This window comes from Franconibacter pulveris, assembly GCF_056780215.1.
Genome location: NZ_CM165555.1, coordinates 3,208,834 through 3,231,117 on the forward strand (window position 1 = coordinate 3,208,834; position 22,284 = coordinate 3,231,117).

General features: G+C 56.8%; 19 protein-coding genes. 11 read left to right on the forward strand and 8 right to left on the reverse strand.

The window, feature by feature from the left end:
- Nucleotides 1–12: 12 nt before the first annotated feature.
- From fruA to fruB, 3 genes are read right to left on the reverse strand one after another with little or no spacing between them, the layout of a single operon-like run.
- On the reverse strand, nucleotides 13–1,713 hold the full coding sequence (gene fruA, locus ACU4F7_RS15190) for a PTS fructose transporter subunit IIBC (protein WP_481637263.1): 1,701 nt from the start codon (nucleotides 1,711–1,713) through the stop codon (nucleotides 13–15).
- A 16-nt stretch (nucleotides 1,714–1,729) separates the two neighbouring features.
- Nucleotides 1,730–2,668, reverse strand: a complete 939-nt coding sequence (gene fruK / locus ACU4F7_RS15195) for a 1-phosphofructokinase (protein WP_024556311.1) — start codon at nucleotides 2,666–2,668, stop codon at nucleotides 1,730–1,732.
- Nucleotides 2,665–3,798 (reverse strand): fused PTS fructose transporter subunit IIA/HPr protein, encoded by a 1,134-nt coding sequence (gene fruB, locus ACU4F7_RS15200; RefSeq protein WP_029593378.1) that lies wholly within the window; start codon nucleotides 3,796–3,798, stop codon nucleotides 2,665–2,667. The genes fruK and fruB overlap by 4 nt, the downstream gene beginning before the upstream one ends.
- Before the next feature lie 368 nt (nucleotides 3,799–4,166).
- Between fruB and setB the strand changes: the two genes are divergently transcribed.
- Nucleotides 4,167–5,348 carry a sugar efflux transporter SetB gene (gene setB / locus ACU4F7_RS15205; RefSeq protein WP_481637264.1) on the forward strand — a complete coding sequence of 394 codons (1,182 nt, stop codon included), beginning with the start codon at nucleotides 4,167–4,169 and terminating at the stop codon, nucleotides 5,346–5,348.
- Here the strand turns inward: setB and ACU4F7_RS15210 are convergent.
- Nucleotides 5,345–5,599: a YkgJ family cysteine cluster protein gene (locus tag ACU4F7_RS15210; protein ID WP_481637265.1), complete on the reverse strand. Its 255-nt coding sequence runs from the start codon at nucleotides 5,597–5,599 to the stop codon at nucleotides 5,345–5,347. The two genes, setB and ACU4F7_RS15210, sit on opposite strands and share 4 nt — an antisense overlap.
- A gap of 169 nt (nucleotides 5,600–5,768) precedes the next feature.
- On the opposite strand from ACU4F7_RS15210, the gene yeiP reads away from it, so the two are divergent.
- Nucleotides 5,769–6,341, forward strand: coding sequence for an elongation factor P-like protein YeiP (yeiP, locus tag ACU4F7_RS15215; protein WP_024556307.1), 573 nt, complete (start codon nucleotides 5,769–5,771; stop codon nucleotides 6,339–6,341).
- Nucleotides 6,342–6,452: 111 nt separating this feature from the next.
- Here yeiP and uxuA read toward each other — a convergent pair whose 3' ends face one another.
- A complete protein-coding gene (gene uxuA, locus ACU4F7_RS15220) occupies nucleotides 6,453–7,643 on the reverse strand; it encodes a mannonate dehydratase (protein ID WP_481637266.1) in 1,191 nt (396 codons plus the stop codon).
- 206 nt (nucleotides 7,644–7,849) lie between these two features.
- Between uxuA and ACU4F7_RS15225 the strand changes: the two genes are divergently transcribed.
- From ACU4F7_RS15225 to yejF, 9 genes are all read left to right on the forward strand, one after another.
- A complete protein-coding gene (locus ACU4F7_RS15225; RefSeq protein ID WP_481637267.1) occupies nucleotides 7,850–9,316 on the forward strand; it encodes a mannitol dehydrogenase family protein in 1,467 nt (488 codons plus the stop codon).
- A gap of 116 nt (nucleotides 9,317–9,432) precedes the next feature.
- The gene (locus tag ACU4F7_RS15230) at nucleotides 9,433–10,419 is read left to right on the forward strand and encodes a CobW family GTP-binding protein (RefSeq protein ID WP_481637268.1); all 987 of its coding nucleotides are present in this window, start codon (nucleotides 9,433–9,435) and stop codon (nucleotides 10,417–10,419) included.
- 35 nt (nucleotides 10,420–10,454) lie between these two features.
- The gene (locus tag ACU4F7_RS15235; protein WP_481637269.1) at nucleotides 10,455–11,159 is read left to right on the forward strand and encodes a phosphatase PAP2 family protein; all 705 of its coding nucleotides are present in this window, start codon (nucleotides 10,455–10,457) and stop codon (nucleotides 11,157–11,159) included.
- Between the two features lie 424 nt (nucleotides 11,160–11,583).
- A complete protein-coding gene (gene mepS, locus ACU4F7_RS15240; protein WP_029593385.1) occupies nucleotides 11,584–12,153 on the forward strand; it encodes a bifunctional murein DD-endopeptidase/murein LD-carboxypeptidase in 570 nt (189 codons plus the stop codon).
- A gap of 172 nt (nucleotides 12,154–12,325) precedes the next feature.
- Nucleotides 12,326–13,888 (forward strand): cyclic di-GMP phosphodiesterase, encoded by a 1,563-nt coding sequence (locus ACU4F7_RS15245; RefSeq protein ID WP_481637270.1) that lies wholly within the window; start codon nucleotides 12,326–12,328, stop codon nucleotides 13,886–13,888.
- A gap of 110 nt (nucleotides 13,889–13,998) precedes the next feature.
- Nucleotides 13,999–15,804 (forward strand): extracellular solute-binding protein, encoded by a 1,806-nt coding sequence (locus tag ACU4F7_RS15250; protein ID WP_481637271.1) that lies wholly within the window; start codon nucleotides 13,999–14,001, stop codon nucleotides 15,802–15,804.
- Between the two features lie 8 nt (nucleotides 15,805–15,812).
- Nucleotides 15,813–16,910: a microcin C ABC transporter permease YejB gene (locus ACU4F7_RS15255; protein WP_029593388.1), complete on the forward strand. Its 1,098-nt coding sequence runs from the start codon at nucleotides 15,813–15,815 to the stop codon at nucleotides 16,908–16,910.
- Nucleotides 16,907–17,929 (forward strand): microcin C ABC transporter permease, encoded by a 1,023-nt coding sequence (locus ACU4F7_RS15260; protein ID WP_481637272.1) that lies wholly within the window; start codon nucleotides 16,907–16,909, stop codon nucleotides 17,927–17,929. The genes ACU4F7_RS15255 and ACU4F7_RS15260 overlap by 4 nt, the downstream gene beginning before the upstream one ends.
- Nucleotide 17,930: 1 nt before the next feature.
- Entirely contained in the window at nucleotides 17,931–19,517 is a 1,587-nt protein-coding gene (gene yejF, locus ACU4F7_RS15265; protein WP_481637273.1) for a microcin C ABC transporter ATP-binding protein YejF, read from the forward strand.
- Nucleotides 19,518–19,522: 5 nt separating this feature from the next.
- On the opposite strand, the gene ACU4F7_RS15270 is transcribed toward yejF, so the two are convergent.
- From ACU4F7_RS15270 to rsuA, 3 genes are all read right to left on the reverse strand, one after another.
- The gene (locus ACU4F7_RS15270) at nucleotides 19,523–19,867 is read right to left on the reverse strand and encodes a YejG family protein (RefSeq protein WP_024556296.1); all 345 of its coding nucleotides are present in this window, start codon (nucleotides 19,865–19,867) and stop codon (nucleotides 19,523–19,525) included.
- A gap of 347 nt (nucleotides 19,868–20,214) precedes the next feature.
- A complete protein-coding gene (locus ACU4F7_RS15275) occupies nucleotides 20,215–21,405 on the reverse strand; it encodes a Bcr/CflA family multidrug efflux MFS transporter (RefSeq protein WP_024556295.1) in 1,191 nt (396 codons plus the stop codon).
- A gap of 15 nt (nucleotides 21,406–21,420) precedes the next feature.
- On the reverse strand, nucleotides 21,421–22,128 hold the full coding sequence (gene rsuA / locus ACU4F7_RS15280; RefSeq protein ID WP_029593391.1) for a 16S rRNA pseudouridine(516) synthase RsuA: 708 nt from the start codon (nucleotides 22,126–22,128) through the stop codon (nucleotides 21,421–21,423).
- Between the last annotated feature and the right edge of the window lie 156 nt (nucleotides 22,129–22,284).

Sequence of the window (22,284 nt, forward strand, 5' to 3'; positions counted from 1 at the left end):
TTACCGTAACGCTCAGGCGGTTTTCGCCGCCAGTTCCGCTTCCGGACGCTTAAGGAAAGCGTAAGCCAGACCCGCCACCAGCGTACCGGCGACGATGGCGATGAGGTAGCCCAGCACCGGCGTGATAGCGCCAGGAATCAGCAGCACAAACAGACCGCCGTGCGGCGCCATCAGCTTCGCGCCTACCGCCATAGAGATAGCGCCGGTGATAGCGCCGCCCACGATGCAGCAGGGAATAACGCGCATCGGGTCGCGGGCGGCGAACGGAATCGCCCCTTCGGAGATAAAGCACAGGCCCAGCACCAGCGCCGCTTTGCCCCCTTCCTGCTGGCCTTTGTCGAATTTACGACGCGCCACCATCGTCGCAATGCCCATCGCCAGCGGCGGAACCATACCGGCCGCCATGATAGCCGCCATCGGCGCGTAAACCTGGGAACTCAGCAGCCCTACGCCAAAAGCGTAGGCCGCTTTGTTCACCGGGCCGCCCATATCGGTACACATCATGCCGCCAAGAATGGCGCCCAACAGCACCGCGTTGGCGGTTCCCATCCCCTGCAGCCAGGCGGTCAGGCCCGCCAGGATTTTCGCGACCGGCGTGCCGATAACGTAGATCATCGCCAGACCGACAATCAGGCTGGAGAAGAGCGGAATAATCAGGATGGGTTTCAACGCCTCCATGCTCGGCGGCAGCTTCAGCTTGCCGCTGATCGCTTTGGCAACATAGCCTGCGAGGAAGCCCGCAAGAATACCGCCGATAAAACCGGAGCCGGTGCTGACGGCGAGCATGCCGCCAATCAGACCTGGCGTCAGGCCCGGACGGTCAGCGATAGAGAAAGCGATGAAACCGGCCAGTACCGGCACCATCAGGGCGAACGCGGAACCGCCGCCGATTTTCATCAGCGCCGCGGCAAGCGTGCCTTCCTGTTTAAACGCTTCGATGCCGAACACAAAAGAGAGCGCGATTAACAGACCGCCCGCCACCACCATCGGCAGCATGTAGGAAACGCCGGTCAGCAGATGACGATAGGCGCCAGCCCCGCCCTGCTCTTTCTGGCCTGCGGAAGCGGAAGCCGTCTGGCCGGAAGGCTGATAGGGCTTAGCCTCGGCGAGGGCTTTATCGAACTCCTGCGCGGTTTTCTTCAGCGCGAGGCCGGTAGAGGTGCGGTACATTGGCTTGCCGGCGAATTTCGCCAGGTCCACTTCGATATCCGCCGCCACGATAACCAGATCCGCCTGCGCCACCTCTTCCGGCGTGATGGCATTGCCTGCCCCCACGGAGCCGCGGGTTTCCACTTTCGCCCACCAGCCGCGTTTTTTCGCTTCGGTTTCGATAGCTTCCGCCGCCATAAAAGTGTGCGCGACGCCAGTCGGGCAGGCCGTTACCGCCACAATGCGTTTTTGACCGCCCGTCGTCGGCGCGCCAATCGGAGCCGCCGCAACCGGCGCGCTGTACGACTGCGCTTTCTCTTTGGCTTCGCCAAGGAACAGCTCCGGGTGCGCTACGGCGCGATCGATTTCGCCAACAAACACCTTCTTGCCGTTGAGCGCGCTGTCCGCCGGCAGGTTTTTGCCCAGCGCAATGACCAGCTCCGCGTCGTTCGGGTTATCGGTAAGTTCCAGATGCGCTTTCTGCGCCGCCGCACCGAGCAGGGTCTTCGCCATGTAGGCGCGGGCCTGGCCGAGCGCGGAGTCAATAATCAGCAGCGTTTTCATTATGCCTCTCCTGCTGTCAGTTAAAAGGTTGTAAGTCGACGCGCGCCATCATCGCCGCCAACTGTGTCCTGTCGGTGATGCCGACATTGCTCTGGCTGACCGCCAGCGCCGCCACCGCCGTGGCAAGACGTAGCGTGTGCTCGCTGGATTCGCGCATCAGCAGGCCGTAGATAAGGCCGCCGACCATAGAATCCCCGGCGCCTACCGTGCTGACCACTTCGCAGGCGGGCGGTTTGGCTATCCATTCACCAGAGGCGTTGACCCACAGCGCCCCTTCCGCGCCCAGCGAAATCACCACGTGGGCGATGCCTTGCTCGCGCAGCGCGTGGGCGGCATCAATGACATCTTTCATTTCCGGCAGCTTACGGCCCGCCCAGATTTCCAGCTCGCGGCGGTTGGGTTTCACCAGCCACGGCGCGGCTTTCAGGCCCGCCACCAGCGCCTCGCGGCTGCTGTCGAAAATAATGCACGGACACTGGCTGCGCAGGCGCGTCATCCAGTCGGTGAACGCTTCCGGGCTGACGCCCGCCGGCAGGCTGCCGCTGACGCAGACCATGTCGAACTGCCCAAGCCAGCTCAGGGAATCGTTAACAAAACGCTCCCAGTCTGCCGCGGTGACTTCAAAACCGGAGAAGTTAAAGTCGGTCACTTCGCCATCTTTTTCCGTCAGCTTCACGTTAATGCGAGTACGGCCCTGCACCACCTGAAAACGGTTGGCGATGCCAAGCTCGCTGAACAGTTGCTGAAAGCCATCCTGGTTATCTTTGCCGAGGAAACCGCCGACGGTAACATCAATCCCTAAGTCCTTGAGCACCTTAGCGACGTTAATGCCTTTGCCCGCAGCGTGCAGGCCGGTGGTGCGTACGAGGTTGACTTCGCCGCGTTCAATTTCCGGCGTAAAGCCAACCAGATCATAAGCCGGGTTTAGCGTAATGGTGGCAACACGTCTGCTCATGCTGCGCCCTCCCCAAGACCGGCGGCGATGGCTTCGCCAATCGCTTTCAGCGCCGCTTCAGCATCCGCTCCCTGTGCGGTAAAGCGCAGGCGATGCCCCTTCTTCACGCCGAGCGCCACCACTTTCATCAGGCTGCGGCCGTTAGCCGGTTTGCCGGTGCCGTCGAGGTTAGCGACGGTAATGTCGCTGTTAAATTGCTTGATAGTGTTCACCAGCATTGTGCCAGGACGAGCGTGCAGGCCGTGCTCGTTGCGCACGGTAAACTCGGCGCTCAGCACGTCTTCGGTTAACGCCTCGTCGCTGGTCAACAGCGCAAGCAGCGTAGAAGCGTCGGCGCTAAGCAGGCGGTCCGCTTTCTGGTTCAGCAGGAGGTCGCCCAGGCGCTTGAGCACCGGCAGCGGCTGCTGGTCAGCCATGGCGACGGTCATCAGCAGACCGACTTTTTCGCCATTCGCTTCAAAGGCGTTTGCCGGGCGGCTCACCGCGACGGCGCTCGCAAGGTTGCCCTGCGCGCTGTCAGCCAGCCACACGCCCTGCCCCAGATTCAGCGGCGCGTCGACAATCGCCTGGCTGACGAAAGCGGCGTCCACCGCTCCCGCCGCCTTCAGACGACCGGCGTTCAGCGCCTGCAGCGTAACCAGGTCGCTTGCCGCTACATCAAGGCTGAACATTTCGTTATCCAGCTTCAGCGCATCGCTCTGTTTTTCGCCCATCAGCAGCGCGCGCAGCTCCTCAGCGCTGTTGGTGGTTTTAAGCTGTTCGGCGATGGCGTCATCGCTCAGCACGTGCGTCAGCTGACGCAGCAAGCCGAGGTGTTCGTCAGAGCTGGCGGCGATGCCGATAGCCACATACGCCACCTGATCGTCGCCCCAGCGGATCCCCTGCGGGAACTGGAAGACCTGCACGCCGGTTTTCAGCACCTGGTCGCGGGTATCGGTGGTGCCGTGCGGAATGGCAATGCCATTGCCTAAGTAGGTGGAGGTTTGCTGTTCGCGAGCAAGCATGCCGTTAACATAGCCTTCAGCTACATTGCCCGCTTTCACCAGCGCGTCAGCAACCTGACGGATGGCTTCTTCTTTATTGTTGGCGCTGGCGCCGGGATGGATATCCTGAACAGATAACTGGAACATGGTCTCCTCGCTTGCTGAAAGTGAATCGTTTCAGCCTTTCTGAGAAAAAAGGCGTTACCTGAAGGCTGAAAAAACCGAAGATAACGCTGAAACGTTTCAAGAAGTGTGAGGACTTCTGCTGCGCGGCGCAAGAAAAGCCGTAAACGGGATGTACATTTTTAGATGTGTCGCACATTTCATACCTTTCACGTCCCGTTTGCTGAATTCGCTTCTGCATTTTTCAGGCTTGTCAGATCCACGTTCAGCGCTCCGTCAGCAAAAAATAAAACGGCTTTTTGATTATTCGTGTGGCGTTTAATACAGGCCGCTGTTTATTTGCGCACGAGGCGCGTAAACTTCGCCTTCCCTTTTGAAAGCGTTCATTTGTTATGCAAAACCTTCCTGCTGCGTCCCGCCTGCGAATGCCTGACATGGCTTCCGCCTCTTTTTTAATTGTAGCTTTTTTAACCGGTATCGCCGGGGCGCTGCAAACGCCTACGCTCAGCCTGTTTCTCACCGAGGAGGTGCATGCGCGCCCGGCGATGGTCGGCTTCTTTTTTACCGGCAGCGCCATTATCGGCATTCTGGTCAGCCAGTTTCTGGCGGGCCGTTCGGATAAAAAAGGCGACCGCAAATCCCTTATCTTCGTCTGCTGTCTGCTGGGGGCGCTGGCCTGCGTCTTGTTCGCCTGGAACCGCAACTATTTCATTCTGCTGTTTATCGGCGTTTTCCTGAGCAGCTTCGGCTCCACCGCCAACCCGCAGATGTTTGCCCTGGCGCGTGAGCATGCCGACCGCACCGGCCGGGAAGCGGTCATGTTCAGTTCAATTCTTCGCGCCCAGGTTTCACTGGCGTGGGTTGTCGGGCCGCCGCTGGCGTATGCCCTGGCGATGGGCTTTGGCTTTCAGGCGATGTACCTGAGCGCGGCGGCGGCGTTTATCGTCTGCGGCCTGATGGTGTGGGGCTTCCTGCCTTCGATGCGCAAAGAGCCGGTAGCCACCTCCACAACGCTTGAGGCGCCCCGCCGCAACCGTCGCGACGCCCTGTTGCTGTTTGTCATCTGCACCCTGATGTGGGGCACCAACAGCCTTTACATCATCAATATGCCGCTTTACATCATTAATGAGCTGCATCTGTCGGAGAAGCTGGCTGGCGTGATGATGGGCACCGCCGCGGGGCTGGAAATTCCGACCATGCTGGTGGCGGGCTACTATGCAAAGCGGTTCGGTAAACGCTTTTTAATGCGTGTGGCGATTGTGGGCGGCGTGCTGTTTTATCTCGGCATGCTGATGCTCAGCAGCCCCGTCATGCTGCTCGGCCTGCAGTTGCTGAACGCCATTTACATCGGCATTCTTGCCGGCATCGGCATGCTCTATTTTCAGGATCTGATGCCGGGTCAGGCGGGCGCCGCGACCACGCTTTATACTAATACGACGCGCGTGGGCTGGATTATCGCCGGTTCGCTTGCGGGCGTGATTGCGGAAATCTGGAACTATCACGCCGTGTTTTACGTGGCGTTGGTCATGACGGCCGCCGCTGTCTGGTGCCTGTGGCGTATTAAGGATGTTTAGGGTGCGGTAAGCGCCTCGAGGTGTATGAGGTAGTCCATCGCCTGCTGGCGATTTATGCCGCACATTTCAGGAGAGGGTTGCAGGCCGCCGCACACTTTTGGCCGCAGCGGCGAGCCGAACAGCTTGCAGCGCTTATGCTCGTCAAGCTGCACGCAAGGCGTGTTCGCCGGTTTGCCGTCTGGCATGCCCGGAATGGGGCTCGATATTGAAGGCGCGGTACAGCAGGCACCGCAGTCGGGACGACATTCCATAATGACCTCGGCCAGGCAGACAGGCGCGGACTTTATCAGGCGCCGCCTGGAAACACTAACGACTTTTTCGCGCCATGCAGCGAAAGCGGTGAAATCCGCTTGCCTGGCTGACGCCTCGCGAGTAATTTGTCGCGATATTTTTGCTATCCCAAATTAACAGGACACTTCGATGCCAAGAGCTAACGAAATCAAAAAAGGTATGGTGCTCAATTACAACGGCAAACTGCTGCTCGTAAAAGACATTGATATTCAGTCGCCCAGCGCTCGCGGCGCGGCCACGCTTTATAAAATGCGCTTCTCTGATGTGCGCACCGGCCTGAAGGTGGAAGAGCGTTTTAAAGGCGACGACATTGTCGATACCGTTACCCTGAACCGCCGCTTTGTGGATTTCTCCTACGTAGACGGCGACGAATATGTGTTCATGGATAAAGAAGACTATACGCCCTATACCTTCACGAAAGATCAGATTGAAGAAGAGCTGCAGTTCATGCCGGAAGGCGGCATGCCCGATATGCAGGTGCTGCTGTGGGACGGGCAGCTGCTGGCGCTGGAGCTGCCGCAGACGGTAGATCTGGAAATCGTGGAAACGGCGCCGGGCATCAAAGGCGCTTCCGCAAGCGCGCGCAACAAACCGGCGACGCTGACGACCGGTCTGGTGGTGCAGGTGCCGGAATACCTCTCGGCGGGCGAGAAAATCCGCATTCATATCGAAGAGAAACGCTATATGGGCCGCGCAGACTAACAGGCCTGCTCACCTGACGGCGCTTCGCCTGTCAGGCCCCCCAAAAAAAACCGGCAAGCATGCCGGTTTTTTTATCTGCGTTAACGGCGAGCAACGCCGTTCCCATCAGGGTTACAGCAACTCGGGGTATTTCGTCATCTTCAGCGCCAGCTCGACGCCGCGCACTTCCGCCATGCCTTTGAGACGGCCGATTGCCGAGTAACCCGGGTTGGTTTTCTTGCGCAGATCGTCAAGCATCTGGTGCCCGTGGTCCGGACGGAACGGGATAGGACGCTTATCACCCGCCTTTTTACGGCGCAGCTCTTCGCTCAGGATAGCGTCAACCACCGCCACCATGTTCACGTCGCCCTGCAGATGCGCCGCTTCGTGGAAGGTTTTCGGGTTCGCTTCACGGCAGGTGGAGCGCAGATGGGTAAAGTGGATGCGATCGCCGAACGTTTCGATCATCCGCACCAGGTCGTTATCGGCGCGCACGCCGTAGGAGCCGGTGCACATGGTGAAGCCGTTGTTAATGCTGTTCACCGTCTCTTTCAGCCACTGCATATCTTCAATGGTAGAGACAATACGCGGCAGTCCAAGAATAGGACGCGGCGGATCGTCCGGGTGCACCGCCAGGCGCACGCCCACCTCTTCCGCTACCGGTACAATGGCGCACAGGAAATAAGCCATGTTTTCACGAAGCTGGGCTTTATCGATGCTGTGATATTCCGCGAGGCGCGCGCGGAACTGGTCAAGCGTATAGCCCTCTTCCGCGCCCGGCAGGCCGGCGATGATGTTGCGCGTCAGCTTCTCAATCTCCGCGTCGCTCGCGCTAGTGAAATACTCCTGCGCCTGACGCCGCTCTTCTTCGCTGTAATCCGCCTGCGCCCCTTCGCGCTTGAGAATATGCAGTTCAAACGCAGCAAAAGCTATCTGGTCAAAGCGCAGCGCTTTTGAGCCGTCCGGCAGGACGTACTCGAGGTCTGTACGCGTCCAGTCGAGAATAGGCATAAAGTTATAGCAAACGGTGTCGATGCCGCAGGCCGCAAGGTTGCGGATGCTTTGCTGATAGTTAGCGATGTGCTTATCGTAATTACCGGTGTGGGTTTTGATTTCTTCATGCACCGGAATGCTTTCCACGACCGACCAGACCAGCCCTTTTTCCGCCAGCAGCGCCTGGCGCGCGCGGATCTCTTCCACCGGCCAGACGTCGCCATTTGCAATGTGATGCAGCGCGGTGACGACGCCGGTCGCGCCTGCCTGACGCACATCATCCAGTGATACCGGATCGTTTGGGCCATACCACCGCCAGGTTTGTTCCATGACCATCCCCTCGTTAAGTTGTTATACCAATCATAGTAGAACTGATGACGACTACCATACATGCTTCTGCGGAGCGATCAAACTGCCCGCCACCATTGATTGATCCAGCTCACAAACCCCGGATATTTACGGCATACCAATTCAATTTGCTGTCATATAACTTTACACTGGTTTTGTTAAATGATGGTTAATAAGGTATGTACTAAATGAATACAATTGCCTCCGCAACGCTGCCCGATTCGGTTAAGCGCCCCCGCTACGATCGTCATCTTTTACAAAGCCGCATCGTGCATTTTGGCTTCGGCGCTTTTCACCGCGCGCACCAGGCGCTGTTAACCGACCGCGTGCTGAATCAGCAGGGCGGCGACTGGGGAATTTGCGAAATCAGCCTGTTTAGCGGCGACAAGCTGATGAGCGATCTTCGCGCCCAGGACCATCTTTATACCGTGCTGGAAAAAGGCGCGGACGGCAACCAGGCATACCTCATCGGCGCCGTGAAAGAGTGCCTGAACGCGAAGCTTGACGGTATGGAAGCGATCGTTGAAAAGTTCTGTGAACCGCAGGTGGCTATCGTCTCCCTGACGATTACCGAGAAAGGCTATTGCATCGACCCGGCGACCGGCAAACTGGATACGCGCAATGAGCGCATCGTTCACGATCTCGAAAACCCGCACCAGCCGCATTCCGCACCCGGCCTGCTGGTGGAGGCGCTGCACCGTCGCCGCGAGCGCGGCCTCGCGCCGTTTACCGTGCTTTCCTGCGACAATATTCCGGATAACGGCCATGTCGTGCGTCAGGCGGTGCTCGGCATGGCGCAAAAGCGCAGCCCCGAACTGGCGCAGTGGATAGGCGAACATGTGACATTTCCGGCGACGATGGTCGACCGTATCGTGCCTGCCGCCACGCCGGAGTCGCTTGCGGAAATCGCCGACGCGCTGGGCGTGGAAGACCCATGCGCCATCAGCGCCGAGCCGTTTATTCAGTGGGTTATCGAAGATAATTTCGTCGCCGGCCGTCCCGCCTGGGAAACGGCGGGCGTCCAGCTTGTTGAGGATGTACAACCCTGGGAGCAGATGAAGCTACGCATGCTGAACGGCAGCCACTCTTTTCTGGCCTATCTGGGCTACCTGGCGGGTTATCAGCATATCAGCGATTGCATGCAGGATGCGCGTTTTCGACAGGCGGCGCGCCAGTTAATGCTCAAAGAGCAGGCGCCGACGCTTCGCATCACCGGCGTTGATTTACAGGCCTATGCCGACAGCCTGATTGCCCGCTTCAGCAATCCGGCGCTTAAACACCGCACCTGGCAGATTGCGATGGATGGCAGCCAGAAGCTGCCGCAGCGCATGCTGGAGAGCATTCGCTGGCATCTGCAAAACGGCGGCGACTGGTCGCTGCTTGCGCTGGGCGTGGCAGGCTGGATGCGCTACGTCAGCGGCGTGGATGAACAAGGCGACGCCATCGACGTGCGCGACCCGCTGAGCGAAAAAATCCGCGGGCTGGTTGAGAACAGCGCGCAGGAAAACCGCGTTGAAGCGCTGCTCTCTTTACAGGAAATTTTCGGCGCCGACCTGCCGCAGAACCCGATTTTCGTGCATAGCCTGAAAGCGGCCTGGCAGAGCCTTTCCCGCAATGGCGCGAAAGAGGCGGTCGCCCGTCTTGCCGGTCGTTAAGTTTTAACTATCCATGCTTTATAGGGGGCGGCGCTCAGCGTCATCCCCTCTTCTTTCTTCTCTTTGCTAAGGTTTTTAGACACTATTGGCGTTTTCTCTTTTGTCCGGGAGCGCGCGTGACTAAAACCAATCTCATTACCGGTTTTCTCGGTAGCGGTAAAACCACCACGATTTTGCATCTGCTGGCGCAAAAAGACCCGGCGGAAAAATGGGCCGTGCTGGTCAATGAATTTGGCGAAGTGGGCATTGACGGCGCCCTGCTCGCCGACAGCGGCGCGCTGCTAAAAGAAATTCCCGGCGGCTGCATGTGTTGCGTCAACGGCCTGCCGATGCAGGTGGGGCTTAACACGCTGCTGCGCCAGGGCAAACCAGATCGCCTGCTGATAGAGCCCACCGGCCTGGGCCATCCCAAACAGATTCTGGATATGCTGACCGCGCCGGTCTACGAGCCGTGGATAGATTTACGCGCCATCCTTTGCCTGCTCGACCCGCGTCAGCTGCTGGATGAAAAGTGCCTGAGCAATGAAAACTTCCGCGATCAGTTAGCGGCGGCGGACATTATTATCGCCAATAAAAGCGATCGCGCGGACGAAAGTAGCCATCAGGCGCTGGATAAATGGCGTCTGGAACAGGGAGAGGGCCGCGAAGTGGTTTTCGCCACGCAGGGAAATATCGACGGCGCGTGGCTCGATAGACCGCGCGAAAACCAGCGTGAATTGCCGGCAAGCGTGGAACACAGCCATGCCCATCCCGGCAACCGGGGGCTTGCGGCATTAAGCCTCGGACAAAACCAGCGCTGGCGGCGCAACCTTAATCATGGCCAGGGCTATCACGCCTGCGGCTGGATTTTTGATGCCGACACGGTGTTCGATACTATTGGGCTGCTGGAGTGGGCGCGGCTTGCGCCAGTGGACCGCGTCAAGGGCGTGCTGCGCATTCCTGAAGGGCTGGTGCGCATCAATCGGCAGGGTCTCGACTTAAATATTGAAACGCAGAACGTGGCGCCGCCCGACAGCAGAATTGAACTGATTACGCAGAATGAAACGGACTGGAACAGCCTGCAAGCCGCTTTGTTGAAGCTTCGTTTAAGTTCACAGGTCTAACGTTGCCCTTTTTCTAACAAACTGTGACTCCGATCATGAAGATTCGTTTGCCGCTTATCCTGCTGCTGAACGTCGCGGGCGTAGCGCTATTCCTTTCCTGGTTCCTGCCAGCTAACCATGGTTTCTGGTACGCCATTGATACGGGCGTCTTTACCTTTTTTAACCAGCAGCTGGCGGTGAACCGACCGTTTCTGTGGTTTGTGGCTATTACTAATAACCGGGCGTTTGACGGCTGCTCATTGCTGGCGATGGGGGCACTGATGCTCTGGCACTGGCGCCGCGCCGCGCCTGCGCAGCAACGCCGCATCGTACTGATGGGTCTGGTGATGCTGCTGGCGGCGGTGGTGCTAAACCAGCTCGGTCAGCGTTTACTGCCGGTTACCCGTCCCAGCCCGACGTTAACGTTTACCGGCATTAACCGCGTCAGCGAGCTTTTATCTATTTCGACCAAAGATGCGTCGACGGACAGCTTCCCTGGCGACCATGGCATGATGCTGCTTATTTTTGCTGGATTTATGTGGCGATATTTTGGTCAAAAAGCGTTTGCTATCGCTTTACTTATTTTTGCCGTGTTTGCCCTTCCCCGCATGATGATTGGCGCGCACTGGTTTACCGATATATTTGTAGGTTCACTTTGTGTGGTGTTAACAGGGCTGCCCTGGTGTTTATTAACCCCTATTTCCGACAAGGTTATTGACTGGTTTGACCGCACGCTTCCCCGCAAAAAACAAACAATCTGATAACATTTAATTAAAATATTAAAACCGTTTCATCAGGGATCGTTTTCGATCCCTGATTGTTTCTGAGACGTTAATTTCCGTTAAATATCATTACCAGCGTAATGATTATTTAATAACGCAATGAATAGCCTATTTTTTGCCCTTTTCAGGCCATTGTTACACAACTACACACTTTCCTTTTTTCACATCACAATTTCTTATAAAAAAAGCGATAAAACCACTCGCCAGACAGGGTTTGATCGGGTAATCTCGGTCTCGTTTTGCTTTCAAGACCGCGTCCGCGGCGCTGAAAATAAAAATGTGCGTTTCAGCACAATTTCGTTCATTCGGAATTGTCTCAACACGCACGGGTATTTAGTCTCGTCACGTTTGGCATTTTTATAACGATATTTATCGTTAAGGACATCAAGGGAAAATAAATAATATGGTCAAATCTCAGCCGATTTTGAGATATTTTCTGCGGCTCGTACCCGCAGTAGCAGTTGCGGTACTGCTGTCAGCATGTAGCTCCACTAACACCGCAAAGAATATGCATTCTGAGACGCATGCAGTTGGTAATAATGATGGTTTTTTACTGCAAGCCTCTCAGGATGAATTTGAAAACATGGTTCGTAATGTCGATGTTAAATCGCGCCTTATGGACCAATATGCCAGCTGGAAAGGCGTCCGTTACCGTCTGGGCGGCAGCACCAAAAGCGGCATCGACTGTTCCGGTTTCGTACAGCGTACTTTTCGTGAACAGTTTGGCTTAGAATTACCGCGTTCTACTTATGAACAGCAGGAAATGGGCAAAAGCGTTGACCGCACAAAATTGCGGACCGGCGATCTGGTGCTGTTCCGGGCAGGCTCTACCGGCCGCCACGTAGGCATTTACATTGGCAATAACCAGTTCGTACATGCCTCCACCAGCAGCGGCGTCATGATTTCAAGCATGGACGAACCGTACTGGAAGAAGCGCTACAACGAAGGGCGAAGGGTATTAAGCCGCAGTTAATGTTGCTGTTCCCCCTTGATGGCCAACGTTGACGAACAATAAAAAAACGCTGCTCCGGCAGCGTTTTTTTATTATTTGCGGCTGTGTAAGATGGTCCGCATGTCACTTTATCCGGCCAGAGTCATCAGCATTACGCTAAGCGCCAGCCTTGTCTTTGCGGGAGCCAGACCCAATGCCGTTAACGCACTTTTCCTCCAGGCTGTCGACGCCAAAAAAGATAGCAGCCACCAGCGTGGCCGCCGGGCTGCTTATCGCCCTGCTGGTGAGCAGCCTTTACACCCTTTATCTCCATCATAAGCGTGAACAAGCCTGGACGCTGCTGACAAGCGACATTCAACATTACCTCGCCCACTATTTTCACGATCTTAAAACCACGGCGGACAGTTTACAGCCGCTGACGCTGGCTGACTGCTCGATGGTCTCAGCCGACCTCACCTCCCGCGCCGCGTTTAACGTCAACGTGCGGGCGTTTTTGTTGATTCGCGACGAAATCGCCTATTGCTCTTCGGCTATTGGCGCGATACGCGTGCCCCTGAAGGAGCTGATGACCGCTATCGATCCAGATAAACAGGTTGATATGGACATCGTTGAAGGTACGCCAAAGTTGCCTGGCAAACCGGCTATCGCCATGTGGTTTCGCAATCCGACGGACAGCGGGCGCGGCGTTTTCACTATCCTTAACGTTAACCTCACACCCTATCTGCTCTTTACCGCTCGCCAGCGCGATATAACCGGCATCGCGCTGGTGGTGGGCAACGAAGCGCTGACCACGTTCGAAAACGGACTCAGAGGCACCAAAGACCTTCCTCCTGAGCCTTTGCGTACCGCCAGCATCACAGGCTATCCCATGCAGATTTACCTCTACGGCAACGTCTGGCCTGCGCAGGATATTCAGCTTTCCGTGCTGCTCGGGATCCTGAGCGGTCTGCTCGGCGGCGTGCTGGCCGGCTATCTGCTTTACACTCGCTCCCGTTCGGGCAAAGAGATTTTAATCGGCATCAAACGTAACCAGTTCTTTGTGATGTACCAGCCGGTGGTCGACGCGTGCGAGCTGCGTATGAGGGGCGTGGAAGCGCTGATGCGCTGGGAGCATCCTGAAGCGGGCATGATCCCGCCGGACGCGTTCATCAGCTTTGCCGAAGCGCAGCAGCTTATTGTGCCGCTCACTCGCCACTTGTTTAAGCTGATTGCCGCCGATGCGCCGCAGCTGCAAAAAGTGCTGCCGCGCGGCGCCAAGCTTGGCGTAAACATCGCGCCCGGCCACCTGCACTCCGCCACTTTTAAAGAGGATATACGCCAGTTTGCCGCCTCGCTGCCGCCCGATTACTTTCATATCGTTTTTGAAATTACAGAGCGCGACATGATTCAGGAAGAAGAGGCGCTGGGCTTGTTTCAGTGGCTGCATGATGAAGGTTTTGAGATTGCGGTGGATGATTTTGGCACCGGCCACAGCGCCCTGATTTATCTTGAGCGCTTTAAGCTTGATTACTTAAAAATTGACCGTGGTTTTGTTAACGCCATCGGTACGGAGACAGTCACTTCACCCGTGCTGGATGCGGTGATTACCCTTGCGAAACGGCTTAATATGAACACCGTAGCCGAAGGGGTTGAAACTGCAGAACAGGCGAAATGGCTACGCGAGCAGCGTGTAACCTATTTACAGGGTTACTATTTCAGCCGCCCGCTGCGCCTTGCGCAGCTTGCTGAAGGCGTGACATTCTCAGAAGACGATTAACCGTCAGAGTATTTCCCTCATCCGCGCCCTCCCTTATTATGCTCAGACCCGCCAGTCTGCGGTTAAGGCGCCGGACTGGCGATAATAAGGATTTATTAACAGGCTATCTCATGTTTGCACGCGCGCTTGTAGTACTGCTGATCCTGTATGGTGCGGTTTGTCAGGCCGAACCGATAAAAGAGAGCTACTCCCTGGCCATTCTGGGAGAGCCTAAGTACGCCGTTAATTTTACCCACTTCGATTACGTCAACCCGGCAGCGCCTAAAGGCGGCAACGTCACGCTTTCAGCCATCGGCACCTTTGATAACTTCAACCGCTACGCCCTGCGCGGCAACGCGGCCATACGCACCGAGGCGCTTTACGATCCGCTGTTTACCACCTCGGATGACGAGCCGGGAAGCTACTATCCGCTGGTCGGCGAAATGCTGCGCTACTCGCCTGACTTCGCCTGGGCGGAGGTGGAAATTAACCCGCGCGCGCGCTTTCATGACGGCTCGCCCATCACGGCGGAGGATGTCGCCTTTACCTTTCACAAATTCATGACTGAAGGGGTGCCGCAGTTCCGTCTTTATTATAAAGGGGCGACGGTAAAAGCCATCGCGCCGCTGACAGTGCGGATTGAGCTGGCGAAACCGGGCAAAGAGGATATGCTGGGGCTGCTTTCGCTGCCGGTAATGCCGCATAAATACTGGAAAGATCATAAGCTCAGCGACCCGCTCTCCCGTCCGCCGCTGGCAAGCGGTCCCTATCAAATCACCGATTTTCGCATGGGCCAGTACGTGGTTTATTCACGGGTAAAAGATTACTGGGCGGCAAACCTGCCGGTAAACCAGGGCCGCTGGAACTTCGATACGCTGCGCTACGACTATTACCTGGACGATAACGTGGCGTTTGAAGCGTTCAAAGCGGGCGCCTTTGATTTTCGACTTGAGAGCAGCCCCAAAAACTGGGCGACACGCTATAACGGCAAAAATTTCGATAGCCGTTACATTGTCAAGGAAGAGCAAAAGAACGAGTCGGCGCAGGATACCCGCTGGCTGGCGTTTAATATCCAGCGCCCCATGTTCGCCGACCGTCGGGTGCGGGAAGCGATAACCCTCGCCTTTGATTTTGAATGGATGAACAAGGCGCTGTTTTATGGCGCTTACAGCCGCCCCGTCAGCTATTTCCAGAATACCGAATACGCCGCGCGAAATTACCCGGACGCCGCCGAACTCACCTTGCTCGCGCCGCTGAAAAACGACGTGCCTCCGGAGGTCTTTACTACCATCTACCAGCCGCCGGTTTCTCACGGCGACGGCTTTGACCGCGACCATTTGCTGAAAGCGCTTACATTGCTAAAAGCGGCAGGCTGGACGCTGAAAGATCAAAAGCTGGTTAATGAGAAAACGGGCCAGCCTTTCAGCTTCGAGCTATTGCTTTCGGCGGCGGGCAATAACCAGTGGGTGCTGCCCTTCCAGCACAACCTTGAGCGGCTTGGCATCACCATGTCTATTCGTCAGGTGGATAATTCACAACTTACCAATCGTCTGCGCAAGCGTGATTACGACATGATCCCCACGCTTTATCGCGCCATGCCATGGCCGAGCGGCGACTTGCAAATCTCGTGGGCTTCCGCCTACATTGACTCCACCTATAACTCGCCCGGCGTAAAAAACCCGGCGGTGGATAAACTTATCGCGCAAATTCTCGAAAACCAGGGCAACAAAGAGAAGCTGTTGCCGCTGGGCCGCGCGCTGGACAGGGTGCTGACCTGGAACTATTACATGCTGCCGATGTGGTATACCTCCGCCGACCGTTTTGCCCGCTGGGATAAATTCTCCCGTCCCGGCATCCATCCTGTTTATTCGCTGGGTTTCGATACCTGGTGGTATGACGTAAACAAAGCGGCGAAGCTGCCTGTGGCGCGGCGCTAAGGAACGACATGGGCGCGTATCTCATTCGGCGTTTACTGCTGATTATCCCGACGCTGTGGGCCATTATTACCCTTAACTTCTTTATTGTGCAGATAGCCCCCGGCGGACCGGTCGACCAGGCTATCGCCGCGATTCAGTTTGGTCACGGCAGCGGCGTGCCCGGGGTAAGCGCGGAAGGCGCAGGCGCCACGCATGCGCAAACGGGCGTCGGCAACGTCGGCGACAGCCAGTATCGCGGCGCGCGCGGGCTGGACCCGGAAATCATCGCGGAAATTACCCATCGTTACGGATTCGATAAGCCGCTTCACGAGCGTTACCTGAAGATGCTCGGCGATTATCTGCGTTTCGACTTTGGCGACAGCTTGTTTCGCAGCGCGTCGGTGGTGCAACTGATTGGCGATAGCCTGCCGGTTTCCGTTACGCTTGGGTTATGGAGCACCTTGATTATCTACCTGGTTTCCATTCCGCTTGGCATTCGCAAGGCGGTGCATAACGGCAGCGGGTTCGATATCTGGAGCAGCGCGTTTATTATCGTCGGCTATGCCGTACCGGCATTTCTGTTTGCCATCCTGCTGATTGTGCTGTTTGCGGGCGGTACCTGGTTTGATATTTTCCCGTTGCGCGGTCTGGTGTCGGCAAATTTCGATACCCTCCCCTGGTATAAAAAAATCGCCGATTATCTCTGGCATATCACCTTGCCGGTGCTGGCGACGGTCATTGGCGGCTTCGCGGCGCTGACGATGCTGACGAAAAACGCCTTTCTTGACGAGATCCGCAAGCAGTACGTAGTGACCGCCCGGGCCAAGGGCGTAGGGGAAAAGCAGATCCTCTGGAAGCATATCTTTCGCAACGCCATGCTGCTGGTCATCGCGGGCTTTCCGGCCACTTTCATCAGCATGTTTTTTACCGGTTCGCTGCTGATTGAAGTGATGTTCTCGCTCAACGGCCTGGGGCTGCTGGGCTATGAAGCCACCGTCTCACGCGATTATCCGGTGATGTTTGGCACGCTTTATATCTTCACGCTGATCGGCCTGCTGTTGAATATCCTGAGCGATATTACCTACACGCTGGTCGATCCGCGCATCGATTTCGAGGGACGCGGATGAGTCGATTAAGCCCGGTAAACCAGGCGCGCTGGGCGCGGTTTCGTCGTAACCGTCGCGGCTACTGGTCGCTCTGGATCTTTGCAACACTCTTCACCCTGAGCCTGTTTTCTGAACTGCTCGCCAACGACAGACCGTTGATCGTCCATTTTCAGGACCGCTGGTATTTCCCGGTAGCGGTGGATTACAGCGAAAGCGATTTCGGCGGCCCGCTCGCCACCCGCGCCGACTATCAGGATCTCTGGCTTCGTCAGCAGCTGGCGTCCGGCTGGACCCTGTGGGCGCCTGTCCGTTTTGGCGCCAACGCCATTAATTACGCAACCACGACCCCTTTCCCCTCGCCTCCTTCGGCGCAAAACTGGCTGGGCACTGACGCGAACGGCGGCGACGTGCTGGCGCGCATTCTTTACGGCACGCGGATTTCGCTGTTGTTCGGTCTGATGCTGACGCTAAGCTCAAGCGTTATCGGCGTGCTGGCGGGCGCGGTGCAGGGCTATTACGGCGGCAAGGTGGACCTGTGGGGCCAGCGCTTTATTGAGGTCTGGTCCGGCATGCCGACGCTGTTTTTAATTATCCTGCTTTCAAGCGTGGTGCAGCCGGGGTTCTGGTGGTTGCTTGCCATCACCGTGCTGTTTGGCTGGATGAGCCTGGTGGGCGTGGTGCGCGCTGAGTTTTTACGCACCCGCAATTTTGACTATATCCGCGCAGCCCAGGCGCTGGGCGTCAGCGACAGAGCCATTATGTGGCGGCATATGCTGCCCAACGCGATGGTAGCGACCCTCACTTTTCTGCCGTTTATCCTTTGCGGGTCGATTACCACCCTCACCTCGCTCGATTTCCTCGGCTTCGGTCTGCCGCTCGGCTCTCCTTCGCTGGGCGAACTGCTGCTGCAGGGCAAAAACAATCTGCAGGCGCCCTGGCTTGGCATTACCGCCTTCCTTTCGCTGGCGATTTTACTTTCGCTGTTAATTTTTATTGGCGAAGCGGTGCGCGACGCCTTCGATCCGGGCAAGGCGGTCTGATATGGCGCAATCTTTACTCTCCATCGAGCAGCTTTCCATCGCGTTTCGCCAGCAGGAAACGGAACGCCGGGTGGTGAATACGCTCTCCTTGAGCATCAACGCCGGTGAGACGCTGGCGCTGGTGGGGGAATCGGGCTCCGGCAAGAGCGTGACAGCGCTTTCCGTGCTGCGTCTGCTCCCCTCGCCGCCGGTCGTTTATCCAGAAGGCGATATTCTCTTTCACGGCCAGTCGCTGCTTACCGCTTCTGAACAACAGCTGCGCAGCGTGCGGGGCAACCGCATCGCAATGATTTTTCAGGAGCCGATGGTTTCACTCAACCCGCTGCACAACGTCGAGCGACAGCTTTATGAGGTGCTTTGGCTGCACCGGGGAATGCGCCGCGAGCCGGCGCGCGCGGAAATTATCACCTGTCTTGAGCGCGTCGGCATCCGTCAGCCTGCTAAGCGGCTCAATGATTTTCCGCACCAGCTTTCAGGCGGCGAGCGCCAGCGCGTAATGATAGCGATGGCGCTGCTGACCCGCCCCGAGCTGCTGATTGCTGACGAACCCACTACGGCGCTGGACGTTTCCGTGCAGGCGCAAATTCTTACGCTGCTGGATGAGCTGAAGCGCGAGCTGAATATGGGGCTGCTGTTCATTACGCATAACCTCAATATTGTGAAGCGGCTGGCGGACAATGTGGCGGTCATGCAGAGCGGCGAATGCGTGGAGCGTAACCGCACTGCCACGCTCTTTCTTGCGCCGCAGCACGACTATACGCGCCGCCTGCTGGACGCCGAGCCCACAGGCGAACCGGTGCCGGTGGCGCCAGCTGCGCCGCTGTTAACCGTGGATAAGCTTCAGGTCGCCTTCCCCATCCGGCGCGGCCTGCTAAAGCGGGTGGTGGATAATCACTACGCGGTAAAAGAGATTAGCTTTACGCTGCGTCCTGGCGAGAGCCTGGGACTGGTGGGCGAATCGGGCTCCGGTAAAAGCACGACCGGGCTTGCGCTGCTGCGGCTGCTGCCCTCAAAAGGCGAAATTATTTTTGACGGCCAACCGCTGCATGCGTGGAACCGCAAACAGATGCTGCCGGTGCGCCATCGCATCCAGGTCGTGTTCCAGGATCCTAACTCCTCGCTCAACCCAAGGCTTAATGTGCTGCAAATAATCGAAGAAGGGTTACGCGTACATCAGCCCGGTTTATCCGCCGCGGAACGGGAAGCGCAAGTCACAGCCGTTATGCAGGAAGTGGGGCTGGACCCGCAAACGCGTCATCGCTACCCGGCGGAATTTTCCGGCGGACAGCGCCAGCGTATCGCGATTGCAAGAGCGCTTATTCTTAAGCCCGAACTGATCATACTCGACGAGCCGACCTCTTCCCTTGACCGCACCGTACAGGCGCAGGTGCTGGCGTTGCTCAAAACGCTGCAGGCCCGGCATCGCCTGGCTTACATTTTTATCAGTCACGATCTTCAGGTGGTGCGCTCGCTATGCCATCAGGTGGTAGTGCTGCGCCAGGGTGAAGTGGTGGAACAAGGAAACTGTCAGCAAATTTTTACCGCCCCGCAGGCGGACTATACGCGTCAGCTGCTTACGCTGCGCTGACGCGTTCAGAAAGGATTCTGGCCAGAAAACGTCTCTGCAATAGCCACGCCGAAATTCTTCAGGCGGCAGGTAGCGGCAAATTCATCCTGACCGTTTACAAACAGCGTAGGTTCGCCTTCGCACTCCACTACGGAACAATCCACTTCGATATCGCTCAGCGCCTGGCTTAACTTGTGCATCACCGGCCAGGCTTTTTCGCCGTCCGGACTCAGCAGCTTCAGACCTACAAGGCAATTTTCGCACGGGCCGTTTTGCTGCGGAATCGGTTCAACTTTTGAACCCGTAAAACCTGCCCGCCAACGATAGCTTTGCGGCAAGCGATGGACGATGGAGAGTTGTAACATGTTCAAATTTTGTTCCCCGAAGCCAGTAAATTTCACAAACGGTTTACATACAGGTTAACACAATGTTGAAAAAAGGTGATCAAATCAACAAAGAAACCGCTTACATGTCTTACCGCTGCGTTATTACTGTTTCATTCATAAGTACTATTTTATGTGCGGCGGATCGCATTTTGGCGCTATATGTACCCCTTTCTGCGATCTAACTCAACCTTTTTTACTACAGGGTTGTGACTTTTTCACCGCTTTACTTTTACATTCGCGAAACAAATTACCGCATAAAAAAGACGCGCGCGTTGATATCAAATAAAAAAAGGGCGCGTTTCGCGCCCTCTGTGTCACCTTGATGAAGCCGTTTACGTCCGGCGCGGCCGGCTGGCGTAAAGGTAGAAAAGCATGGAGCAGGTCGCGCAAAACGCGATAGACCAAATCATCGGCCAGGCGGAGGTAAAGGTTGATAAAGAGAGCAGTGCGCCGGTAATGGCGCCAATGCCAAAGCGGAAGGTGCCCGCAAGCGAAGAGGCGGTTCCCGCCATATGAGGAAACTCATCCAGAATAACCGCCATCGCGTTAGAGGCCACCAGCGATACGCAGCCGACAAAGGCCGCCACGCCCAGCACCAGCGCCCAGAAACCGAGGTTCAACTCGGCGCTGACAACCATCCACAACGCCATTAAGAACTGCACGTACAGCCCGTTGCGAAACATTTTCACTGCGCCAACGCGACGAACAAAGCGACTGTTAACGATGGTCATCAGGAACAGAAAGACGATATTCAGCGCGAAATAGTAGCCAAAGTGCTGCGGCGAAACATGGTTAAGCTCAATGTAAACAAACGGCCCGGCGCTTAAAAACGAGAACATTCCCGCAAAGCTGAAACCGCTTGCAAGCATATAACTGAGCACGCGCTTATGGCGAAACAGCGTAGCGAAATTACCAAGCGTAGTGCGAAAGTGAAACTTCTGGCGACGTTCGACGGGCAGCGTTTCGCGTATAAGAAAGAAGATTGCGACGGAGGCGAGCAGCGCCAGCAGCGCCAGGATCCAGAAAATCGCATGCCAGTTAAACCAGACCAGCACCGCCCCGCCCGCCATCGGCGCCACCAGCGGCGCGATAGTGGTAACCAGCATGACAAAAGACATCATGCGCGAGAACTCTTCTTTCGGATAGATATCGCGCATCAGGGCGTTAATCACCACGCTTGCCGCCGCCGCAGCCAGACCGTGCAGCAGACGCATGGCGATAAGCTGGTCAACGGACTGCGACAGCGCGCAGGCGACCGCCGCCGCGGCGAAAATCAGCGTGCCGCCGAGAATCACCGGCTTACGCCCGATACTGTCGGCCATCGGTCCGTAAAAGAGCTGGCCGATAGCGAAGCCCAGAATATACGAGCTGAGCGTCATCTGGGTCCTGCCCGCGTCAACGCCATACTCCTGCGCGATGACCGGCAGCGCAGGCAGGTACATATCAATAGAAAGCGGCATCAGCATGGCCAACAGGCCAAGGATCAGCACAATACCCAGCGATGAATTTTGCCTCGCGGTCACAAGGTTCTCCTGAAATTAGCGTGTCGGCGCGCCGACGCTGGCGATTTCTTCTTCGGTAAGCGGACGGTATTCGCCAGGCTCCAGCGCCGGGTCGAGTACAATCGCGCCGATGCGCTCGCGGTGCAGCGCCACCACATGGTTGCCAACCGCCGCAAACATCCGCTTCACCTGGTGATAGCGCCCTTCGCTGATGGTCAGCCGCACTTCGGTGGGCGTGATGACCTCAAGCTGCGCCGGTTTGGTGAGATCTTTTTCATTATGCAACTGGATGCCTTGCGCAAAGCGCCCGGCCGTATCGTCCGCGACCGGCGATTCCAGCGTCACGAGATAGGTTTTCTCGCAGTGGTGGCGCGGCGACGTGATGCGGTGTGACCACTGGCCGTCATCGGTCATCAGCACCAGACCGGTGGTGTCGATATCCAGACGGCCTGCGGCATGCAGCTTGTGAGCCACCGGCACATCAAGAAAATAGAGTACCGTCGGGTGATCCGGGTCATCCGTTGAGCAAACGTAGCCCTGGGGCTTGTTCAGCATGAAGTAACGCGGGCCGGTCTGCTGCGTTAGCGCATTGCCGTCATACTCCACATCATGGTCGGGGGAGAGTTTAAAAGCGCTGTCTTTGATGATGTCGCCATCTACCGTTACCCGGCTGGCGCGAATTTCACGACCAGCAATAGCGCGGCTGACGCCAAGCTGCTGGGCGATAAACTTATCGAGTCGCATGCGGTTTAATTGCCTGTCTTATCTGGAAAATCCAGCCTGGGCTGGTTGAGCTAACGCCTGTTGGTGAGTGAGCGGCGGAGCAAGCCGCTCAGTATAACGGGCTGTAACCGTCTCACAAGACGAAATTAATTCATGGCATAATATTAGCGTGATTCC